General features: G+C 40.0%; 16 protein-coding genes. 5 read left to right on the top strand and 11 right to left on the bottom strand.

What is annotated here, in order from left to right:
- Positions 1 to 47: 47 nt before the first annotated feature.
- The 3 genes from OIZ54_RS04995 to OIZ54_RS04985 form a co-directional block, all read right to left on the bottom strand.
- A complete protein-coding gene (locus OIZ54_RS04995; RefSeq protein ID WP_004586417.1) occupies positions 48 to 629 on the bottom strand; it encodes an LON peptidase substrate-binding domain-containing protein in 582 nt (193 codons plus the stop codon).
- A gap of 223 nt (positions 630 to 852) precedes the next feature.
- Entirely contained in the window at positions 853 to 1131 is a 279-nt protein-coding gene (locus OIZ54_RS04990) for a hypothetical protein (RefSeq protein WP_055254108.1), read from the bottom strand.
- Positions 1132 to 1356: 225 nt separating this feature from the next.
- Positions 1357 to 1716 (bottom strand): hypothetical protein, encoded by a 360-nt coding sequence (locus OIZ54_RS04985; protein ID WP_121638501.1) that lies wholly within the window; start codon positions 1714 to 1716, stop codon positions 1357 to 1359.
- A gap of 167 nt (positions 1717 to 1883) precedes the next feature.
- Between OIZ54_RS04985 and trhA the strand changes: the two genes are divergently transcribed.
- Both trhA and OIZ54_RS04975 read left to right on the top strand, forming a co-directional pair.
- A complete protein-coding gene (gene trhA / locus OIZ54_RS04980) occupies positions 1884 to 2513 on the top strand; it encodes a PAQR family membrane homeostasis protein TrhA (RefSeq protein WP_121638500.1) in 630 nt (209 codons plus the stop codon).
- Positions 2514 to 3122: 609 nt separating this feature from the next.
- Positions 3123 to 4022, top strand: a complete 900-nt coding sequence (locus tag OIZ54_RS04975) for an SDR family oxidoreductase (RefSeq protein WP_264389887.1) — start codon at positions 3123 to 3125, stop codon at positions 4020 to 4022.
- Positions 4023 to 4293: 271 nt separating this feature from the next.
- On the opposite strand, the gene OIZ54_RS04970 is transcribed toward OIZ54_RS04975, so the two are convergent.
- From OIZ54_RS04970 to OIZ54_RS04960, 3 genes are all read right to left on the bottom strand, one after another.
- On the bottom strand, positions 4294 to 4845 hold the full coding sequence (locus OIZ54_RS04970) for a diguanylate cyclase (RefSeq protein ID WP_264389886.1): 552 nt from the start codon (positions 4843 to 4845) through the stop codon (positions 4294 to 4296).
- A gap of 544 nt (positions 4846 to 5389) precedes the next feature.
- Positions 5390 to 5701 (bottom strand): MGMT family protein, encoded by a 312-nt coding sequence (locus OIZ54_RS04965; protein ID WP_264389885.1) that lies wholly within the window; start codon positions 5699 to 5701, stop codon positions 5390 to 5392.
- A complete protein-coding gene (locus OIZ54_RS04960; RefSeq protein WP_054981916.1) occupies positions 5691 to 6587 on the bottom strand; it encodes a LysR family transcriptional regulator in 897 nt (298 codons plus the stop codon). Before OIZ54_RS04960 ends, OIZ54_RS04965 begins: the two co-directional genes overlap by 11 nt.
- A gap of 123 nt (positions 6588 to 6710) precedes the next feature.
- On the opposite strand from OIZ54_RS04960, the gene OIZ54_RS04955 reads away from it, so the two are divergent.
- From OIZ54_RS04955 to OIZ54_RS04945, 3 genes are all read left to right on the top strand, one after another.
- Positions 6711 to 7793, top strand: coding sequence for an efflux RND transporter periplasmic adaptor subunit (locus OIZ54_RS04955; protein ID WP_024031767.1), 1083 nt, complete (start codon positions 6711 to 6713; stop codon positions 7791 to 7793).
- A 2-nt stretch (positions 7794 to 7795) separates the two neighbouring features.
- Positions 7796 to 10876, top strand: coding sequence for an efflux RND transporter permease subunit (locus OIZ54_RS04950; protein WP_264389884.1), 3081 nt, complete (start codon positions 7796 to 7798; stop codon positions 10874 to 10876).
- Between the two features lie 333 nt (positions 10877 to 11209).
- Positions 11210 to 11794: a hypothetical protein gene (locus OIZ54_RS04945; protein WP_029774483.1), complete on the top strand. Its 585-nt coding sequence runs from the start codon at positions 11210 to 11212 to the stop codon at positions 11792 to 11794.
- Positions 11795 to 11803: 9 nt separating this feature from the next.
- Here the strand turns inward: OIZ54_RS04945 and rluF are convergent, their stop codons facing one another.
- The 5 genes from rluF to glgC all read right to left on the bottom strand — a co-directional run bounded on the left by rluF (position 11804) and on the right by glgC (position 18165).
- Complete coding sequence (rluF, locus tag OIZ54_RS04940) at positions 11804 to 12790, bottom strand: 23S rRNA pseudouridine(2604) synthase RluF (RefSeq protein WP_029774482.1); 987 nt, start codon at positions 12788 to 12790, stop codon at positions 11804 to 11806.
- 76 nt (positions 12791 to 12866) lie between these two features.
- The gene (locus OIZ54_RS04935) at positions 12867 to 13946 is read right to left on the bottom strand and encodes a DUF418 domain-containing protein (protein ID WP_264389982.1); all 1080 of its coding nucleotides are present in this window, start codon (positions 13944 to 13946) and stop codon (positions 12867 to 12869) included.
- Positions 13947 to 13980: 34 nt separating this feature from the next.
- Positions 13981 to 15195, bottom strand: coding sequence for an EAL and HDOD domain-containing protein (locus tag OIZ54_RS04930; RefSeq protein WP_029774480.1), 1215 nt, complete (start codon positions 15193 to 15195; stop codon positions 13981 to 13983).
- A 91-nt stretch (positions 15196 to 15286) separates the two neighbouring features.
- Complete coding sequence (locus OIZ54_RS04925) at positions 15287 to 16822, bottom strand: glycogen synthase (RefSeq protein ID WP_264389883.1); 1536 nt, start codon at positions 16820 to 16822, stop codon at positions 15287 to 15289.
- 41 nt (positions 16823 to 16863) lie between these two features.
- On the bottom strand, positions 16864 to 18165 hold the full coding sequence (gene glgC / locus OIZ54_RS04920) for a glucose-1-phosphate adenylyltransferase (RefSeq protein ID WP_004586432.1): 1302 nt from the start codon (positions 18163 to 18165) through the stop codon (positions 16864 to 16866).
- Between the last annotated feature and the right edge of the window lie 5 nt (positions 18166 to 18170).

The following is an 18170-nucleotide window of genomic DNA, read 5'->3' as shown; positions in this document are numbered from 1 at the left end:
TTTGTATATATCTATACGCCAAGCAATTAAACGCAGATCACATTATTTTAGGCAAATTCATTGTTAATCACAGTATGGAGGAAGTTTAGTAAGTTAGCAAAGTTACTTTCGAACGCAAGTTGCTGTTTTTTATCGATAGATATAGGTAACAGTTCAAGCCAGCGCGCAGCTACCCAGGCTAAATTATCAAACTTGGTTTGCCTATATAAACTAGAAAGCTCTTTATTGTTTAAAAATATGTCCTGCAAAGAATCAGACAAGCGTTGATTATCAGCCGAAATTTCACTGTGGGAGTCATTGTACCAATACGGCGTATTGCAATCGCTTAATAAGCCATGGCGCAATTCACTTTCATCTTGGTATACGTCATTTATTTGCACGCTTTTAGCAGCGTACACATCAATGAGTAGCATATTGCTAGGGTCTTGATCAAAGTCGATAATATCGACCAAACAGCCCTGAGCGCTAATATTAAATGGCGTGTCGTGCTGGTAGGTGCACAGTACAAAACCGACATTATTTTGTAGTGCGGTTTTTACCATGTTTAAATACCTAGGCTCAAATATACGCAAACGCGTATAGCCTTCTGGTAACACAAATATTGGTAATGGGAAAATCGCACGTTTCATAAAGTCTACTTCTTTAAATTACACTGCCTTTATTTACGTGCGCTTTTACTAAGTCGATCAGCTTACTCAAATCGAATTATTTACCTATAAATTAAAAGTTGATCCAACTTCCCATACTTTTTATTACTTGTACCATATAGTAAACACTAATCATGCTTACAACAGGCGCCAACATAAGTGCAAATAATCCTAATTCGTTACTCATCGTCTTATCCTTTTACACTTATTTAGCTTTAACTTGCGTAGTTACCGGCATTGAAGACTGCGTGGTAACGTCAGCTTGTTCTTGCGCTTGATTTACAAATTGCTCAAGTACTGCCTGGGCATCAAAACTAAGGCTCTGCGAAATTGATTGTTCAAGCTCTGCCGTTGCTTGATTAATATAGCTTGTTACGTTTTGCGTTATAATATCAGTTACATCTAGGTCCACTTCACTCGCATGTACTTGCGAAGAACCTAATACTAATAAACTTGCCATAGCGATTTTAATTGAATGTTTCATAATGGTATTCCTTGTTGTGTATATTGTTTAGACGCAATAACATAATCAAGGGTTGTGCCAACAGAAAAATAAAAATTAAATCATTGATATATAAAGACTATATTAAAAACCATACAGCAACGCAGTATTCAGGCTTGGTTAATTTAACTAACCTTTTTAATTTTTTGACTAACTATTAGTAAATATTTTTAGTTCACTATTTGCAGTTTAAAACAACGACTACCATTACTTTTTATTTTGCGTATCGGGTTTAACTTTTTTACCTAACCGATAAGCATCAACCATACTTAGTAACCAAATGACCACCATTAAAGGAAGATATTTATATTCCCCAAGCTGAGCACATTCACCTGATGGATTACGGGCGGCTTGTAAAATGCCTGAAGCCGTCATCGGAATTTTACCTGCTAAAATTTCATTTGCGCTACATTGCGCTATAGCCAAAATATCACCTAATGTCATAAACAAAAGTAGCGTAAATACACCTGCAAAAATACAGCCTATAAAATGCTTTTTAAGCGAAAAATGCCCTGCCCCAGGATACACAATGGCAGTAAGTAAAACGGCTTTGAGCTCTTTTTTCATGATAAACGTGCCTTAATTAATTGAGACTATACGACCACACTATACCCGATTAATTCCCTTTAAAATCAATAAAAGTACGGTGACAAATTTACAGTAATAATGCTGACATTGAAACATTGAGCGTACACCTGTACACTCAAGTTTAATTAATAAGTGGTAGGACTAGTATGACTATAGAGGCACCCTATTCTCGCAAAGAAGAAAAACTCAATGTATTAAGCCATGCACTGGGTATCTTTTTTGCTGTGTTTGTAATGTGGGATTTATTTAAACAAGCCACCAGCGTAAAAGCTTATATTAGCACCGCTGTATATGGGGCTAGTTTATTTGTATTGTTTTTATCATCCACACTTTATCACGCCAGTGTACAGCCAAAATTACGCGCTTTTTATAAAAAGTGCGATCACTGCGCTATTTACGTATTAATAGCGGGTACGTACACCCCATTTTTATTGCTATCTCTAAATGGATTGTGGTCTTGGGGGACACTGAGTTTTATTTGGGCAGTCGCGCTTGGTGGCGTTGCTTATAAAGTGCTGGTTAAAAATGGTAATAAAAAAGTTTCGCTGGCTACCTACTTACTTATGGGCTGGTTTGCCCTTGCGATTGTATACCCACTTTATTTAAATATTGATGTAAAAGCACTGTACTGGTTACTGGCCGGTGGCATTTTTTATAGCTTAGGAACATTATTTTATAGCGCTAAAAGCACTCAATTTAGCCACGCAATTTGGCACCTCTTTGTAATAGCTGGGTGTGTTTGCCACTACATTTCAATTACTAATTACGTGTATTAATACATGTAATTAGTAATTTACTGCCACGCACATAAACCTCAATAATTTGGCTACCCTTCTATATAAAAGTGCGATAAAAGCGCGTTGTAGTTTAGGCGATATCACCTAAGCCTTAATTAAAAACGCTGTTATTTACGGCTTTGACTATAAGCCATTCACTGTCCTTACTCACCTAATTAACTAGCTCGATAAATAGCGTGTAACATTTTCGGTACTCTTATCCATTTTTTACCCATTTTTTTCACTTACTCCTTTCCTAGTTTTAAAATTAATGCTTTAAAATAAGTAATATAGCTTCATATTGTAAAAATAACGCTATGGCATATCTATTGCTCCTTCAATATACATGGTCAGTAAAACCTTGGCCAAGCAAATACGTTAAAGGAGATACAAAGTGGGCGCATTTCAAGCTGACTCTACAATTGAGGCAAGTGCTAGATTAGTAAGTTGCTACTTATACTCAATATTTTACAACCACACTCACTTTTACGTCTATTCCCGCCAAGCAAAGACATAGGTAACACGCATTGCTGCGTTATCTACCATTAGGCTCTTTGCGATTACATGCAGTTAATCCAACTTAAACTTTACGTTAAAGGAGACGTTGATATGCCAACTAACCAATTTACGATGCAAGACCCTAGAAGCCAATATCAAATGGGACGGACCGAAAAAGACAGTGAACAACCAGACCCAGGCCTAGATGAAATTTTAAAACCTAAAGCAGATCACGGCGAAGATACCTATGTAGGTAGCGACAGATTAAAGGGTCGCAAGGCGTTGATCACCGGGGGCGACTCGGGCATTGGCAGAGCGGTTGCCATTGCATTTGCCAGAGAAGGTGCCGATGTAGTTATTAATTACTTAGCCAGCGAAGAAGCTGATGCGAAAGAAACACTCGATATATTAAAAGCCAGCGGTAACAAAGCATGGGGAATTGCAGGCGATATCTCTGATGAGAGTTTTTGTAACGACCTTGTGGCGCAAAGCGTTGAAAACTTAGGCTCAATCGACATATTAGTGAATAATGCGGGTAAGCAACAGTTTGTTGCAGAGTTAGACGATTTATCTACCGAGCAATTTTGCCAAACATATGCAACAAATGTATTTGCTATGTTTTGGATAACAAAAGCGGCGGTAAAACATATGCCACCGGGCGCTAGTATTATTAATACAACCTCTATCCAATGCTATCAACCCTCTGCTGGGCTTCTTGATTACGCATCGACTAAGGGCGCAATTACAAGCTTTACTAAAAGCTTAGCAAAAATGGTGATTGATAAAGGCATTAGGGTTAATGGGGTTGCTCCAGGGCCAATTTGGACCCCGCTTCAACAAAGTGGCGGCCAACCGGCTAAAAAATTGCCTGAATTTGGTGATAACGTACCATTAGGCAGACCAGGTCAGCCTGCTGAACTAGCACCCACCTATGTATACTTAGCATCGCAAGAGTCAAGTTACATTACCGCGGAAATAATGGGCGTGACAGGTGGGCAGCATCTACCTTAATCATGCTGGTTCACTCATATTAGTTAATCTTAGCTTATTGATTTTATAAAATAATAGCGGCGTATTTACGCCGCTACTTTTACCTAGCCTTTTTCAATTATACCTAAATAAGCCCCACTAAGGATTGGTGAGGCTCTGGTCAACAATACCTTAGACAGCATCTTAGCTTGGTACTAAAACCTGTGTTCATACAGCACTATTTAGCTCAGTGTAAGCACGAGCGTGCCTATTTAGACACGCATAAATTAACTGCATAAATAACTTAAGCCGATTAAGTGTTATCTTTTTTAGCACGTATACCGCGAATGAACTCTTCTAAATAAGGCGTAAATTCTAGCGCAAGTGCTATAAATAGCACCGTTGCCAAGTAAGTTATTGGTAAAGGAGAGGCTTTTAATTGCAGCGTAAAGTCAGGAGGAAAGCCCCCTGGAGTAAATAAAGCGGTAAATTGCTCCCAGTGGCGCGCAATAATTAATACCAAAGCTAATAGGGGTATCATTTCTAAAAAACTGTGTATATGCTGCTCTACCGGCCCTACCCTTCGCTTACTTACCGCATAAGTTACATCCCACATTGCTGTAAGCTCATGCAGAAAAAACAACACAATACAAATGGCAATAATCAAACTATTAACTTCAAAAATTAAAACGAGGATTAACGGAATGCCCACTTCGGCAAACATTAATAAATGAATAAATGACTCTTTAGCACCGCTGGTTGTAGAAATATTACTACGTCGATGACAAAACCAATCAGCAATACCAGCAGCAAGCCAAACAGGGATCACAAAATACATCAAAATCAATAAAGTTGGGTCAGTCATAGTTTGTTAGTCCTTAATATTTGGTTTTAATAACCCCAATGCTTAAAACTAAACACTTACACTTCATCAGCTGGATTATTCATCACTAGCGATGTGAAAAACCGTATTTTTCAAATAATTTATCAGTCACTTTTAAGATGGCTTGAGGATTACTTACGTTTTTACGCTTTTACCTTTTGTAAATGAGATACCATTTTTAAACGCGCCCTTGAGCGAGCATTTGGTATGCTCAATATCTATTTACAACTAATAAGTAGTTCAAGTGTTATGCCAAATCTCGACGCTTAATTGATTTAATGCCATTTTAGCTAATAGGTAGGTGTAGAGGTGTTTTTTACTTTGCCGAATATATTTTTGTTGTGTAAGAAATAGAAAATATATCGCTTATCATTGTAAGTTTTTCATTCACAAAGCTAGATAAGAAGGTTGTGTTAAAGGCTGAATAACCCTATTTGTTGTAGATTTACGATAGCTAAAACAAAAAAGTAAGCCGCACACTTGTAATAAAGCAGCCTTTAAAAGCTTTTTTACGATAATACGTTCACTACAGCCATCTACACTCGCGCATATTTACTTTGTCGTTTTTAAAGCTAACCCCTTCTAATAATAGCTTTTGGCGCTGCTCTTGGTATTTATCACTGCCTGCAGGAAATGATATTTTACCTTGGCTATTTACTACTCTGTGCCACGGTATAACAGAATCATCTGGCATTTGCTTTAAAAGGCGCCCTACTAAGCGTGAATTTTGCGGATAACCGGCAAGCGTTGCTACTTGCCCGTAACTTGCTACAAAACCTGCAGGTATATTTGCAATAATGGTGTAGATTAGGGTTTCTTTATCAATATCAGCGGTCATTAACGTACGCCTCACTGAGTACTTTAAATTGCTCCCAAATAGAGCGCGCAACAGGGCCATGGTGTATTGCATCACGCCTAAATGCACGTACTTCTATACCAAACTCATCTTCTCTGTCGTTTATCTGTATTTGCTGCAACAGCCCGGCTTCTATTTCAGGGGCGCAATAGTCTATGTTCATCATTGCCCAGCCGGCACCAGCAAGCAAAAACGACTTTAAATTGGTTACATCGTCAATCTTCATTAAGGCAGAGCCTTTTGAGTAAGAAAGCTTGTCGCTGTCTATGCTTAAGTCACTTTCAAACATGGCCAAACACGGGTAATTTTGTAGCTCGTTAAAGGTCATGTACTTAGGAAACGCTTTAGTAGATGCAATAATTCCAATGTTTAATTTACCAATAGGTAGGCTCTCTAAGTGCCCTGTTGCATGAAATAAGTCAAACCAGGGGCCTATGCCTAACTCCACTTGCCCACTATTTACTTGCTCTAAAGAGACAAAGCGTTTGCCACTGGTTAAATTAAACTCTGTACGCTTAAATAGTCTAAAAGTATTACTTATGATCTCGTTATAACTGTCTTTTTGACAAATTTGCTCATAGCAAATTCGATATTGTGGCTCGTTACCCAGTGCAAGCTCTTTAGCAAGCTGAGCTAGCTCATCATTTGCATGCAATAATTGTTGTGCTTCGCGATGAAAAACACGCCCTTTTTCAGTTAACTGTAATCGGTACTTACTTCTATCGAGTAGTTCAAAGCCAATTTTTGCCTCTAAGTTTTTAATTGCTAAGGTAAGCGCAGGCTGAGTTTTATGTAATTTAAGCGCCGCGCCACTTAAACTTGCACTTTGTACAATGGCATCTAAAATTTGTAATTGATTCAGCTTCATACTGCGCTCAACATGATCATAAATAAAACTTATTATGTTTCTAAAATTTAATGAATTTTATTTTATATGGTTGCGGCGTATCCTGCACTTAATTATTTTGCCCATCATTGCCACGGAGAAGACATGAAACTCTTTCGTCTATGTATACTTACTACGACTTTACTTACCTTAATGGCCTGTTCAGAGCCAGAAAAGCAAGTAAAAGAAGAGCCCATTAGGCCTGTAAAGTTATTCAATATAGGACATGATTCGCAAACAAATGTGCGCAGTTTTCCTGCTGAAGTGGTTGCTAACCAAGGCTCGTACTTAGCATTTAGAGTCAATGGTGAACTGGTAGAGTTTCCGGTATTAGCAGGTGAAGAAGTTGAAAAAGGACAACTTTTAGCAAAGCTTGACCCAGAAGACTTTCAATTACAATACGATGATAGAAAAGCCCGTTATGAGCTTGCTAAATCACAACTTAGCCGCATTGAACAATTACTTGAAAAAAGAATCGCGAGTCAATCAGAGTACGATGAAGCATTAGCCAATATGCAAGTGGCAGAGTCTGCCTTTAAAATTGCCGAAACCAACCTAGAATACAGCGAACTGCGCGCCCCATTTGCAGGGACTGTAGCCAAAGTATTTGTTAAAAACTTTGAAAACATTCAAGCCAAGCAAAACATTTTACGCCTAGAAACCCGCGATTTAATGGATGTAGAAATCCAAGTTCCTGAAAAAATAATAGCGCGCATTAAAAAAGGCAGCGACTACCACCCTACCGTTGTGTTTGACGGTTATGATAACAAAGAGTACACCCTTGATTTAAAAGAGTGGGATACGCAGGCCGATCCTACTACGCTTACCTACAAAGTTGTTTTTTCGCTACCAGTGCCTAAAGACTTTAACCTACTTGCAGGGATGACAGGGCGTGTATTTATCGATTTATCAAAAGTAACCAGCTCGCAAGTGGCTTACACTATTTTGCCGGTTGAGTCGGTTTTTTCTGAAGCTAAAGAAAGCGTGTCAGATAACGCCTATGTGTGGATATATAACCCAGAAACCGGTGTTGTTAATAAACAAGCCGTTAAAGTAGGCCAAGTACACCGCGACGGTATTGAAGTCCTAAGCGGTATTAAAGAAGGCCAAATTGTCGTTTCTGCTGGCGTACACTCATTAGATGAAGGCATGAAAGTACGTCCATGGAATAAAGAGCGAGGCTTATAATTATGAGCTTTGCGCAACTCTCCATAGAGAAAAAAGTAATTAGCTGGATGTTTGCACTACTGCTGTTAATTGGCGGGAGTGTGTCGTACTTTGATTTAGGCCAACTAGAAGACCCAGAGTTTACGCTTAAAACCGCCATGGTTATTACTATGTATCCGGGTGCATCGCCACAACAAGTAGAGGAAGAAGTCACCTTCCCTATCGAAAATGCGATTCAGCAACTCCCCTACGTAGATTATGTGACCTCTATTTCATCAAATGGTAAGTCGCAAATATCGGTAGAAATGAAAAGCACCTACCGAAAAGAGCAGCTGCGCCAAATTTGGGATGAAATGCGCCGCAAAATTAACGATTTAGCGCCTTCACTCCCGAGTGGCGTTTACCCAAGCACCATTTTAGATGACTTTGGTGATGTATACGGCGTTATGTATGCGGTTACCGGCGATGGCTACTCTTATGATGAACTTAAAGATTACACCGATTACTTAAAGCGTGAACTCGTACTCGTTAAAGGTGTGAGTAAAGTGACCATTGCTGGTGAGCAACAGCCTCAAGTAATGGTTGAAGTGTCTACCCGTAAATTAGCGCAGCTCGGTATTGCCCCAAGCCATATTTTTGGTTTACTGCAATCGCAAAATACAGTCTCTAACGCAGGTAAAATTAGAGTGGGTGATGAGTCTATACGCTTTCACCCAACCGGCGAATTTAAAGATGTTAAAGAGCTCGAAACCCTACTTATATCAAAACCCGGTGCTAGCGAGCTTATTTACTTAGGTGATGTAGCCAAAGTATTTAGAGAATACGCAGAAGTACCCAGCAATGTTATTCGCTACAACTCAGAACAAGCGCTTTTAATTGGCGTTTCGTTTATGAATAGCGTGAACGTAGTAGATGTAGGTAAACGTATTGACGAGCACTTAGCAGAGCTTGAATACCAGCGCCCACATGGCATACATGTTGAATCGGTATATAACCAACCTAAAGAAGTAGAAAAATCGGTAGATGGCTTTATTGTCAGCCTAGTAGAGGCGATTGCCATTGTAATCGTGGTACTGCTTATATTTATGGGGTTAAAAAGTGGTATTTTAATTGGCGGTATTTTATTACTCACCGTTTTAGGCACCTTTATATTTATGAAGTTGTTCGCCATAGACCTACAACGTATTTCTCTGGGTGCGCTTATTATTGCCCTTGGTATGCTGGTAGATAACGCCATAGTAGTAACCGAAGGCATATTAATAAATTTAAAGCGTGGCCAAACTAAGTTAAAAGCTGCAGTTAATATTGTAGAGCAAACTAAATGGCCGCTACTAGGCGCTACAGTTATTGGTATTACTGCGTTTGCCCCTATTGGCTTAAGCTCTGATGCGACCGGTGAATTTGCGGGTAGCTTATTTTGGGTATTGTTTATATCGCTTTTACTAAGCTGGATCACCGCCATTACGCTTACGCCATTTTTTGCAAATTTAATGTTTAAACAAGATGAATTTAAAAAAGCTAAAAATGCTGAGGGCGAAGAGGAAGATGACGACCCATACCAAGGCTTTATTTTTACCGGCTATAAAGCACTTTTAGATGTGTCTATGCATTACCGTAAAACCACACTTGTACTTATGGTCGTGCTACTTTGCTCGGCTGTGGTTGGTTTTGGTGCGGTTAAACAATCGTTTTTCCCCGCCTCTAACACGCCTATGTTTTATGTAGATTACTGGCAGCAACAAGGCTCCGACATAAGAGCAACGCTAGAGGGAATTAAAAAGCTTGAAAACTACCTTCAAAAAGAAGAGCTAGTTGAAGAAATAACTAGTACTACAGGCCAAGGTGCTCCACGCTTTATGCTTACTTATGCACCGCAAAAGTCGTATTCGTCATACGGGCAGCTCATTATTAGAGTAAAAAACCGCGAGGCGGTGGCTGTAGTAATGCAAAAAGTGCGTGAATACTCGCAAAATACACCGCTTTCAGCTGAGCTTAAAATTAAGCCTATGGAAATTGGCCCCTCAACCGATGCTAAAATTGAAGCACGCTTTACAGGCCCCGATCCGGTAATACTGAGACGATTAGCCGCCCAGGCAGAAGAAGTTATCGCACTAGACGACGGCGCTTATAATATTCGTGATGATTGGCGCGCACGCACTAAAATGATTCGCCCACAATTTAACGAACAAAAAGCGCGCCGCTTAGGTATTAGTAAGTCAGACCTTGATGATGTTCTGCTTACTAGCCTTTCGGGCAAGCAAGTGGGTGTATATCGTGATGGTACGCAACTTCTGCCAATTATTGCTCGCTCACCGGCAAATGAGCGCCTAAATGTAGAAAGCGTTCACGATTTACAAATATACAGCCCTGTACTGGGTGTATTTGTGCCAGTAACACAGGTGGTTGACGAATTTGTGGTTGAATGGGAAGACAGCCTAATTATGCGCCGCGACCGAAAGCGCACAATAACGGTAATGGCCGATCACAACGTATTAGGCGATGAAACTGCCGCTAAGTTATTTGCACGCGTGCGCGGACCCGTAGAAGCAATAGAGCTACCGCGTGGCTATAAATTAGAATGGGGCGGCGAGTATGAGTCGTCATCGGATGCACAAGCCGCTATATTTGGTTCATTACCGCTGGGTTATTTAGCGATGTTTGCGGTAACCGTACTGCTGTTCAATTCACTTAAACAGCCTTTAGTTATTTGGGCTACAGTGCCACTTGCCATTATTGGTGTGAGTGCGGGCATGTTAATAATGAATGCGCCATTTAGCTTTATGGCACTACTTGGATTACTAAGTTTAAGCGGGATGCTGATTAAAAACGGCATAGTGTTGGTCGATCAAATAAATCTTGAGCTTCGCGATGGTAAATCGCCTTATCAAGCTGTGTTTGAATCTGGCGTTAGCCGTGTACGCCCTGTAGCCATGGCGGCTATTACCACCATTTTAGGTATGATCCCGCTGTTGTTTGACGTGTTCTTCCAGTCAATGGCGGTAACTATTATGTTTGGTTTAGGTTTTGCAACCATACTCACGCTTATTGTAGTGCCTGTGCTTTATACTGTTGTATTTAGAATAGACTACGAGCCTAGAAAGTAATTTAAAAGCCTTAAAGGACATTTAAAACGCAGCTTACCTCACAGTAGCTGCGTTTTTTATTATTTAAACCGAGGTTAAAGATGGACTTAATAAACTAGGTTGTATTTGTATTCTCTTTGGCTATTTTAGCTTTATAACCGACGAAAATGGCAATGTAGATTTAAACAACTACCGTTTCACGGGCGGTATTGCACTGGTAATAACAGGCATGTTTGACGGTACTTACGATTTAATTAAACGACTGCGCTCTAAAAACAGCGTATCTGCATTAGCCATTTATTTAGGGCTTTTTTTACTTTATATTGGCGTTGTGTTTTATAAATAACCCCTCAAATGACAGCAAAACAACTTTTTAGAATAATAATTACCGCTAGTTTACTATTCCCACCCCTATTTTTTATTGCTTGGGATGAAAATCTCGATCCCCCCTTTATTGCCAATACCGCTTATGATTTTTTAACACATAAGCTGCTTCCTGTTTTGTCAGTAATAATTAGTATTGCAGGGGGGATGTACGGATACAAAAAGTACAACGCATGCATAACATTTAAATCAAATTTTAAAGACTACTTAGAGGATGATGGGAAGCTTAGGGGCTGGCTGGGTATTTTGTTTATACCGGTTTTGGTTTATTTATGGCTGTGGGCTAGTTTTTGTATTTCAGTAAAGTTATGGACGTATTATTATAGCGACAATAGCTGGCAGCAAGAGTACCAGCTACTGGCTGTAGAGGCGTGTCCGAGTGATTACGAATACAGCTGCGCAAAACTGGTTGTGCTTGATTTACAAACTTACAGAAAGCGCTCTTTTAGGTGGTATTTAGATAAACCAGCATTAAAGCGGCTAAAAAATGAGAAAATAAACATCGTGGGCGTTAAAAGCCCACTAGGTAACGTCGTGCATCAAATACAATGGTAAGTGCGCACGCTATTTTTTTAAACTTAATGTGCCAGATGAACGCGCTTTACCGTTTGCTGGCTTTTTGTTGTTTGCGCTTTTGCTATCGCCTTGCGTATTTTTACTAGCTCCGCCTTTACCTACATAGGTGGTGGAGCGCTTTTGAAAAGGGGTGTTACTTCTTTGAGTGCGAGTGCCTCGCTCATTATTAAAGGCACGTGGGTTTTCCCCCTGAAAATCACGCTTTTTAGGCTCGCCTTTGTTATTGGCATTTTGCTTATTGGTATCAACCGAATGCTCTTGCGTTTTACCCGAATCGGCAATGGAGTCATTAATTTGCGCCATTTCTACGTCGGTTAAATGTCGCCACTGGCCTACTTTTAAGCCCTTTAACGTTACATTCATAATGCGGGTACGTTTAAGGGTTACAACTTCATAACCTAGGTATTCACACATACGGCGAATTTGGCGGTTTAAACCCTGCGTAAGCACAATTTTGAATTCTTGCGGAGCTGTTTGCGTCACTTTACATTTTTTTGTAACGGTATCTAAAATAGGAATACCGTTGGCCATTTTGCTCACAAATTGGCGATTGAGTGGTTTATCAACTGTCACCACGTATTCTTTTTCGTGGTTATTACCCGCTCGCAAAATTTTATTAACGATATCGCCTTCGTTAGTTAAAAAAATCAATCCTTCTGAAGGTCTATCTAAACGGCCGATAGGAAATATACGGGTGGGATAATTAACGGCTTTGACAATATTACTTTGAATTTTACTCTCGGTGGTACAGGTAATACCCACTGGCTTATTATACGCTATGTACACGCGTTTTGGTTTTTCGCGCAGCGGTTTTCCATCTACTAAAACAGTATCGGTATCAGCCACTTTTACGCCCATTTCAGGCGTATTACCATTAACTGTTACACGACCTTGCTCAATATATTTATCGGCTTCACGGCGTGAACAAAAACCTGTTTCACTAATAAATTTATTTAAACGTTTTAATTCGGTCATGGCACTGAATGGTCCTAATTTTAAAGGCGACTAGTGTAAACCACACGCCATTATTTTTCGCCCCTAATTTAAACCTTTACGCATTAATTTTTGCAATTTTTGCTTGAGTTAACCTGCGCCAAACATATTCCAGTGGCCCTTGCTCATAATAGCGACAATATAAAGCTGTAAACAATAGCTGCACGCTAACTAGCCCAGTCGCGACTATCCAATAGTCTATTCGGTTAAAACTTAATACCCACTGCGGATACAACACTTTATAAAGCAACAGCTGCATAAGTGTTTGGCATATATATAAGGTAAAAGCTAAGCGCCCCGTCTGCTGAATAAGCTGGCCCACATGAGCACGGTTATTACAAAATTTAACGATGAGATGAATATAAAATACAGCCATGAACAATGCGGCAAAGGTATTTATAAACTCTTGTATGGCGAACCCTGCTCCTCCTGTAAACTTTGACGCATAAAGCCTCATGCCTGAAAAAATAAAGGCGCCAGCTATGCAAACAATAAGGTGCGGCTTAGTTAAACCTTTACTAAAAACCTCATTTTTATATAAATATATGCCAATCAGCATTAGCCCTACGCACAGCCACATGATCATGATAGGAACAGCTACCAGCATTAATACATTCATACCTAGGTTACTCAAAAAGTAATCGACGTAATGCGGGCTATATAAATCGATATACTGTGCTGAATCACGATAAACGACCTCATCAGGCGCACTAAAAAGCACCAACCCCGTGGCTACACAACCAATTAAAAGAAACTCCCCTGCCCTTTTTACAAGCAGTTGGTCATTACTTTGTAAATATTTTAGGGCAAACCAGCCAGATACACCGTACAAAAATAAAATGTCGCCAGCCCAAAGTAAAAAACCATGTACCAAACCAAAAATGATAAGCCAATGCAATCGCGCTTTTAAAGGCGCTGTTGATTTAACTTTTTGCCATTGAATATAAAGCCCTGCACCAAACAGTAAGCTAAACAGCGTTCTAAATCGGCCATCAACAAAAAAAGTACTCACAGCATGGATAAGGGTGTCGCTAAAAGGCGGGGTAGATAAAGGAATATAGCTATAATCCATTAAGCCAAACGCATAGCCATTCATATACACTAAGCAAAGCACGGCAATGCCGCGAATAAAGTCCATATTATAATTTCGCATAATGAGCGGTTACTGTCCTCTAACTATTATTTTTATAATTATCTGCCCAATCTACGGCTTGATTATATAACCCTGGCAGCACATCACTTTTAACATTAAGTAATATAACGGCTTTTTCTAATGTCCACCAGCTTCCTGTTTCGTACGCTTGTACTACATTTAAAATATAATATAGGGTGTTTTTTTCGTTTAATAATGCCGCTTTAATATCATCAGGAAAAGGTAACTTTTCGACTAATAAACTCATAGGTTGATCGAGTATCGCATCTAGTAACGAAAACAAGCCGGTTAAAAACGCCTCACCCGCCAACGATTTAGACACCTGCTTTGCTATTAGCTCACAAAAGCGTGCTCTAACTACACACACTTGCATTAGTTCTGCAGGCTTTTTACCCGCGGTGTGTGCGGTAACAATTAAACTAACAAACTTTTTTAAACGCTCATGCCCTAAATACACTAACGCCTGCTTAATAGATGATATTTTACTCTGAATAGGAAAAACACCGCTGTTAATTAGCCGCATAAGCTTATAAGCCAAGGCCGCATCGGCTTCAAATAACGCACTAATTTGCTTTATATCTGGGCTTGGTTTCATTACTTGCGCGTAAATAGCCACAACTAACGCATAGTTATAATCAATGTCTTGCTGTTCGTGCATTGTGGGCTTGGCAAAAAAGTAGCCTTGAAAGTAATCAAACCCCATTTTATGTGCTTGGTGATAATCGGCTTGGGTTTCAATTTTTTCTGCTAATATTTTTATTTTTTTATGCTGTTTTAGTTTTTCTACAATCTCAGCAATATCTGATAAAGGCGTTTGCGCAATATCAAACTTTACTAGCTTAATAAACTTTAAAAATCGCTCCCATTGCTCGTTATAAACAAAGTCATCTAATGCGAGTTTATAGTTTTTATGAAAAAGCTCTCTGCAAAGCTGATAGTTATCGTCGGTGGGTTCAATGGTTTCTAGCAGCTCAATGACCACATCTTTGCAGGGTAAAAAGTCACATAAATTGTGCTTTAAAGAGTCTGGGCCTATATTTATCAGTGCCGTTTTACCTGAGGTGATGTGGCGTGTGCCTAAATTAAGCTGGTTTTCCATTATTAGGCGAGCAGTTGCTTGACCTTCTTCTATATCGGGAAAAAAGTTTTCAGCACTATTACGAAATAAAAGCTCGTAAGCAACTACATTTTGCTTACGATTGAATATTGCTTGCCTTGCAACAAATACAGACACATTACCTACTTCTTATTTATATACTCAAACTAAGTAATTAATAGCGTAAATAGGTATAAATGTCACTTCTACTGCGTTTAATTTTAATGATTTAGCAATACATGCTTGAAATATAATCAGCAGCGACCGTTTCCCACGAAAAACGTGCTCCTTTAGCATTAGCTGTAATGTTACTCCATTGCTTAGGATTTTGCTGTTTTAGCGTAAGGGTTTCAGTCAAGCATGTCATTAACCCATCAACTTGTTCATTCAACGAGCCGCCAGAAAATGAAAAGCCATTGTTGTTATGGCTTACGGTGTCTTTTAAACCGCCAACACTGTGTACTAAACAAGGTTGCCCTGCGCGCATAGCAAGCATTTGACTAATTCCGCATGGCTCAAACGAGCTTGGCATTAAAAATAAATCCCCAAGCTCATATAGGCTATCGCCAATACCTTGCCCATAACCTTTTAAAAACAATAAGTTTGCATTGCGTGCCATGGCCTTGGTAAAAATGCTTTCAAGGGCTTTGTCACCAGAGCCTAAAATAATAAGACGACCTTTAAAACGGTTAATTATTTCACACACGTTATCAAGCGCTAATGCATTACCGTATTGTTGGCAAAGTAATAACACCTTTTGCTCGGTCAGCCTGCCAACACTTGTTACGAGGGGCCCATCTATTGGCGTGTTTTTAAACTGCAGCATGCGCTGATGCGCCACATAGTAGCTCGTTTCAAGCTGCTCATGTTTTGCCATCCAGTTAAATAAAGTATGTTCAATACGCTCATACAAGAGCGATAAAGTAACCTGCTCAGGGTTTTTCTCAGGGTATTCACAGCCATTTAATATTCCCACCACCTTGCCTTGAGCCGATTTATTTTGTAAATCAAGCTCTAAGCCTTCTCCACCAAAAAAACCTTGCTGATAATTACTCGGCTTTAGTACCTCGGTACTGTAAGTAGGTGAGACTAAATGAACTTTATCTGCCAAATTTATAGCACTGCGCATAGGATTAAAACAGTGTGGGTAACGAGGGTCACACAAATGTTGCCCGTTATAACCTAACGAAGGAAACCAAGCCTCTAAACTCGAGTCGTCGTGTTTAAAAGGCCTGATCCCTTGCAGTGCTAAATTATGAACTGTATAGGCAATATGTAAATTAGCGAGGGTATCGTAGCGTTTATCAAATTTTAATAATACGGCGACACACGCGCTATGCCAATCATGTAGATGCAGTGCTTGAGGGCGCGTTATTAAACCCTGTAGCAGCGCTTCACATAGAGCTGCACTAAATAATGCATATTTTGTTGCATCAGTAGCAAAAGGTCGCCCGGGTTCGTCATTGCAATACACCGAACCCGATTGGCTAAACAATGGGTGCGAAATAACAAATTGATTAATGTGTGTGTTGTCATCACTTATTTTAAATAAAGATAATACCTGTGGCTGCGCTCTAAATATAACAGTGACATCACCTATATATTCACGTTGCAGTTGCTCAAACCCATAATCAGGAATAACAACATCTACGCTCACGCCTTGTGCTGCTAGTGCTTTTGGGGCATCTCTGACTACATCTGCTACCCCGCCCACTTTAGCGTTTGGTAAAGCATCGTTTTCTGCGGCAACCATTAATACATGCATTTATTTACTACTTCCTTAACCTTTGTTATTCGCATCCGATTTTAAGCGAACTTTTTATTTTCGTGTGCTTGACGTTCAAGCTTTTTAGCAAGTTCCGTGAGCATATCACGGGTGACTAATACGATGCCTTTTTTAGACACCCTAAAGCCATTTTCTTCATCGGCTTTTCTATCGTAGCCAATTTCAAGCCCTGCGGGTATTTCACAGCTTCGATCAATTATGGCTCGCTTAATTTTACAATGACGATTAATGAGAGCCCCGGGTAAAATAACCGATTGCTCTATTTCGCAAAATGAACGCACGTGCACGTTTGAAAACAGCAGTGATTTTCTAACCACTGAGCCCGATACAATACACCCTCCCGATACCGTAGAGTCTACCGCCATACCTCGTCTATCTTCATCATCGAAAATAAACTTAGCCGGTGGCAACTGCTCTTGGTAAGTCCAAATAGGCCAGGTTGGATCGTATAAATCTAGCTGTGGCTCGGGCATTACCAATTCCATATTGGCTTCCCAAAACGAGTCTAACGTTCCTACATCACGCCAATAAGGTTGCCCTTCTTGCATGGGATCTCTAAACGGAAACGCATACACACTGTGCTCTTCTATAATTGCCGGAATAATATCGTGCCCAAAGTCGCGGCCAGAACCTTCATTTTCAGCATCTTTTTTTAGCTGCTCAAATAAAAACTCAGTATTAAACACATAGTTGCCCATAGAGGCTAAGCAGGTACCTGGCTTACCAGGGACAGAGCTGGGGATCGAAGGCTTTTCATCGAAGCGACATACCCGATTTTTTTCATCAACGGTCATTACCCCAAAGGTATCTGCAGCCTCTTCAACAGGTACTTCAAGGCAACATACAGTCATGTCGGCGCCTTTTTGCACATGCTCGGCTAATAGAGCGCCGTAATCCATTCGATAAACGTGATCGCCTGACAAAATCATCACATATTTTGGCAGTTCGTGGCGAATAATATCCATGTTTTGAAAAACCGCATCGGCAGTTCCACAATACCACTCATCACCATTACGCTGAGATGCGGGTAAAATTTCAACCGACTCCCCCAGCTCCTTTTTAAAATGGCCCCAGGCGCGATTAACATGGCGAATCAAAGAGTGCGATTTATACTGTGTGGCTATGCCTACACGCCTCACACCCGAATTGATACAATTTGATAATGGAAAATCGATAATACGGTGCTTACCGCCAAAATAAACAGCGGGCTTTGCGCGCCAATCTGTCAATTCGTGTAAGCGTGAGCCGCGTCCACCAGCCAGTATTAACGCGTACGTATCTCGGGTTAAGCTACTTATGTAACGATTTGCATAACTAGGCATAATAC

This window comes from Pseudoalteromonas sp. A3, assembly GCF_025942345.1.
Classification (GTDB): Bacteria; Pseudomonadota; Gammaproteobacteria; order Enterobacterales; family Alteromonadaceae; genus Pseudoalteromonas; species Pseudoalteromonas atlantica.
The sequence above is the reverse complement of the archived record's forward strand: the minus strand, read 5'-3'. Positions and strand labels throughout refer to the sequence as shown.

Coding starts and splice junctions, on each gene's coding strand:
- OIZ54_RS04995 (WP_004586417.1), bottom strand. CDS start 629: ATGAAACGTGCGATTTTCCCATTACCAATATTTGTGTTACCAGAAGGC.
- OIZ54_RS04990 (WP_055254108.1), bottom strand. CDS start 1,131: ATGAAACATTCAATTAAAATCGCTATGGCAAGTTTATTAGTATTAGGT.
- OIZ54_RS04985 (WP_121638501.1), bottom strand. CDS start 1,716: ATGAAAAAAGAGCTCAAAGCCGTTTTACTTACTGCCATTGTGTATCCT.
- trhA (WP_121638500.1), top strand. CDS start 1,884: ATGACTATAGAGGCACCCTATTCTCGCAAAGAAGAAAAACTCAATGTA.
- OIZ54_RS04975 (WP_264389887.1), top strand. CDS start 3,123: ATGCCAACTAACCAATTTACGATGCAAGACCCTAGAAGCCAATATCAA.
- OIZ54_RS04970 (WP_264389886.1), bottom strand. CDS start 4,845: ATGACTGACCCAACTTTATTGATTTTGATGTATTTTGTGATCCCTGTT.
- OIZ54_RS04965 (WP_264389885.1), bottom strand. CDS start 5,701: ATGACCGCTGATATTGATAAAGAAACCCTAATCTACACCATTATTGCA.
- OIZ54_RS04960 (WP_054981916.1), bottom strand. CDS start 6,587: ATGAAGCTGAATCAATTACAAATTTTAGATGCCATTGTACAAAGTGCA.
- OIZ54_RS04955 (WP_024031767.1), top strand. CDS start 6,711: ATGAAACTCTTTCGTCTATGTATACTTACTACGACTTTACTTACCTTA.
- OIZ54_RS04950 (WP_264389884.1), top strand. CDS start 7,796: ATGAGCTTTGCGCAACTCTCCATAGAGAAAAAAGTAATTAGCTGGATG.
- OIZ54_RS04945 (WP_029774483.1), top strand. CDS start 11,210: ATGACAGCAAAACAACTTTTTAGAATAATAATTACCGCTAGTTTACTA.
- rluF (WP_029774482.1), bottom strand. CDS start 12,790: ATGACCGAATTAAAACGTTTAAATAAATTTATTAGTGAAACAGGTTTT.
- OIZ54_RS04935 (WP_264389982.1), bottom strand. CDS start 13,946: ATGGACTTTATTCGCGGCATTGCCGTGCTTTGCTTAGTGTATATGAAT.
- OIZ54_RS04925 (WP_264389883.1), bottom strand. CDS start 16,822: ATGCATGTATTAATGGTTGCCGCAGAAAACGATGCTTTACCAAACGCT.
- glgC (WP_004586432.1), bottom strand. CDS start 18,165: ATGCCTAGTTATGCAAATCGTTACATAAGTAGCTTAACCCGAGATACG.